Origin of the sequence: Pyxidicoccus caerfyrddinensis, assembly GCF_010894405.1 — a bacterium.
GTDB lineage: Bacteria > Myxococcota > Myxococcia > Myxococcales > Myxococcaceae > Myxococcus > Myxococcus caerfyrddinensis.
In genome coordinates this window covers 1-3,270 of sequence record NZ_JAAIYA010000078.1, presented here as the reverse complement: position 1 = coordinate 3,270, position 3,270 = coordinate 1, and the positions used below count along the sequence as shown (strand labels likewise).

Sequence of the window (3,270 nt, the reverse complement as noted above, 5' to 3'; positions counted from 1 at the left end):
GCTGACGGCCGGCGACCGGCGAGCCGACGGAGATGTCCTGCTGGCCGGAGTAGCGCGCCAGCAGCACCTGGAACGCGCCCAGCAGCAGCATGAAGGGCGTGGCGCCCTCCTGCTGGCACAGCGCCTTGAGCGTGTCGGAGGTGGTGAGTGACAGCCCGGCGGGCACCTGGGCGCCGCGGAAGGTTTGCACGGGCGGGCGGGGCTTGTCCGTGGGCAACTGCAGGAGGGTGAGGCCGGCGAGTTGCTGCTGCCACCAGGCGAGCTGCGCTTCGAGCACCGCGCCCTGGAGCCACTGGCGCTGCCACACCGCATAGTCCGCGTACTGGATGGGCAGCGGCGGCAGCGGTGACGGCCTGCCCTGGACGTATGCGTCGTAGAGCGCGGCGACTTCGCGCACGAGCACGGCCGTGGACCAGCCGTCGGAGACGATGTGGTGCAGGTTGAGCGAGAGCACGTGCTGGGCCGGGCCCAGCTTCCACAGGCCCGCGCGCACCAGCGGACCGGTGGCGAGGTCGAACGGCCGCAGGGTGTCCTCGCGGAGCCGTCGCTGCAGTTCCTCACGGGCGGCTTCGGGCTCCAGTCCACTGAGGTCCTCCAGCTCCAGCGGCAGCTCGGCATGGGAAGCGATGAGCTGAAGCGGCTGGCCGTCCTGCTGGGTGAAGGTGGTGCGCAGGGCTTCGTGACGCCGCACCAGTTCCTCGAAGGCGCGGTGCAGGGCGGCCACGTCGAGGGGGCCCTCCATGCGCACGAAGCGGGGGATGCTGTAGGAGGAACCGCCGGGCTCGAGCTGGTCGATGAACCAGAGCCGCTGCTGGGCGAAGGACAGCGGGAGCGGGCCCGTGCGCGGCACGGGGACGATGGAGGGTGCGAGAAGTCCCGTGGCGGACTCGCGGGAGGAGTCGATGCGAGCGGCGAGGGCGGCCACCGTGGGGGCCTCGAAGAGGGCGCGCAGTGGCAGCTCGACTCCGAGGGCGGAGCGGACGCGAGAGACGACCTGGGTGGCCAGCAGCGAGTGGCCGCCGAGCGCGAAGAAGTCGTCCTCCACGCTGACCTTCTCCGTGCGCAGCAGCCCGGCCCAGAGGGAGGCCAGAATCTCTTCGGTGGGAGTGCGCGGGGCGACGTAGGCGGCCGAGCCGGAGGGGGCCTCCGGTGCGGGCAGGGCCTTTCTGTCCACCTTGCCGCTGGGGGTCAGGGGGAAGGCTTCCAGCACGACGAAGGCCTGCGGCACCATGTACTCGGGGAGCTTCTCGTGCAGGCGCGCCCGCAGCGCGCTGACCTCCACGGCCTGCGTGCCCCCCCGTCCCACGACGTACGCGACCAGGCGCTTGTCGCCAGCCCGGTCCTCGCGGGCCAGCACCACCGCCTGCTGGACGGAGTGTTGCTGCTGCAGCGCGGACTCGATTTCGCCCAGCTCGATGCGCAGGCCGCGCACCTTCACCTGGAAGTCGGCGCGGCCCAGGTACTCCACCAGGCCGTCCGGCAGCCAGCGCGCCACGTCGCCGGTGCGGTACAGCCGCGCGCCCGGCGTGTCACTGAAGGGGTCCGGAATGAAGCGCTCCGCCGTCAGCTCCGGGCGGCCCAGGTAGCCGCGCCCCACCTGCACGCCGCCGATGAACAGCTCCCCCGGCACGCCGATGGGCACCGGCCGCAGGTGCACATCCAAGATACGAATCTGCGTGTTGGCGACGGGGCGGCCAATAGGCACCGAGCGGTGCGGCTCGTCGCGCACGCACGCGTAATAGGTGACTTCGACAGCGGCCTCAGTGGGGCCGTAGAGGTTGTGCAGGTCGGCGGAGGGCAGCCGTTGCAGGCAGCGCTGGGCCAATTCCAACGGCAGGGCCTCGCCGCTGCACATCACGCGCTGGAGGGCGTTGCACCGCTCCAGCTCCGGCTCCTCCAGGAACACCTGGAGCATGGACGGGACGAAGTGCAGGGTGGTGATGCCTTCTTGTGCGATGAGGCGCACCAGGTAGTCCGGCTCCTGATGGCCACCGGGCCGAGCCAGCACCAGGCGCGCTCCTGTCAGCAACGGCCAGAAGAACTCCCAGACGGACACGTCGAAGCTGAAGGGCGTCTTCTGCAGCACCGTGTCGGCCGCAGAGAGGCCGTACTCCTGCTGCCCCCACAGCAGGCGGTTGACGACGCCGCGGTGCGAGTTCATCGCGCCCTTGGGGCGGCCGGTGCTGCCGGAGGTGAAGATGACGTAGGCCAATGCGTCCGCGGAAGCGAGCGGCGGGGGCGCGTGACGGGGCTGGAGGGCGAGCGAATCCGGGGGCGAGTCCAGGCAGAGCAGCCGCGCGCCATGCGCGGGAAGGCGCGAAAGCAGCCGCTGCAGTGCCAGCAACACGACGGGGCGCGCGTCTTCGAGCATCCACGCGAGGCGCTGGGCCGGGTAGTCCGGATCGAAGGGCACGTAGGCGCCACCAGCTTTGAGGGTGGCGAGCAGGGCCACCACCAATTCCAGCGAGCGCTCCAGGAAGAGGCCGACGCGCACTTCCGGGCCGACGCCCAGCGAGCGCAGGTGCCAGGCGAGCTGGTTGGCGCGCGTGTCGAGCTGCCGGTAGGTGAGACTCTCGCCCTCGAAGCACAGCGCCACCGCGTCGGGCGTGCGCTCCACCTGCGCTTCGATGAGCGTATGGAGGCACGCGTCCGCCGGGTATTCGGCGTGGGCACCGTTCCACTCGCGCAGCAGCTGGTGGCGCTCGGCGTCGTCCAGAAGAGGCAGCTCGGACAGGCTCGTTTCGGGCCTGGCCACCACGCCTTGCAGCAGCATGCGCAGGTGGGTGACGAGCCGGCGCACGGTGTCTTCACGGAACAGCGCGGTGCTGTAGCTGACTGAGCCCACCAGCCCCTGGGACGAGTGGGTGAAGGTGAAGGTGAGGTCGAACTTGGCGCCTATGCCCTCCTGCTCCACGGGGAGCACGGACAGCTCCTCTGTGTCCGCGGAGGCCGGCGGGGGCGCGTTCTGCAGGACGAGCATCACCTGGAAGAGCGGGGTGCGGCTCATGTCCCGCTGGGGCTGCAGCGCCTCCACCAGCTTTTCGAAGGGGACGTCCTGGTGGGCATAGGCGCCGAGCGTCGACTCCTTCACCTGAGCCAGCAGCTCGCGGAAGGTGAGGCCGGGCGTCAATCGTGCCCGCAGCGCGAGCGTGTTGACGAAGAAGCCGATGAGGCCTTCGAGCTGTGCGAAGCGGCGGCCTGCGATGGGAGAGCCGACGACGATGTCGTCCTGGCCGGAGTAGCGGGCGAGCAGCGAGTGGGTGGAGGCCA

The 3,270-nt window shown here is 70.6% G+C and carries 1 protein-coding gene; it reads right to left on the bottom strand.

Annotation, left to right across the window (positions count from 1 at the left end):
- A partial coding sequence (locus G4D86_RS51485) for a non-ribosomal peptide synthetase (RefSeq protein WP_164003063.1) occupies positions 1 to 3,270 on the bottom strand: 3,270 nt, incomplete at both ends.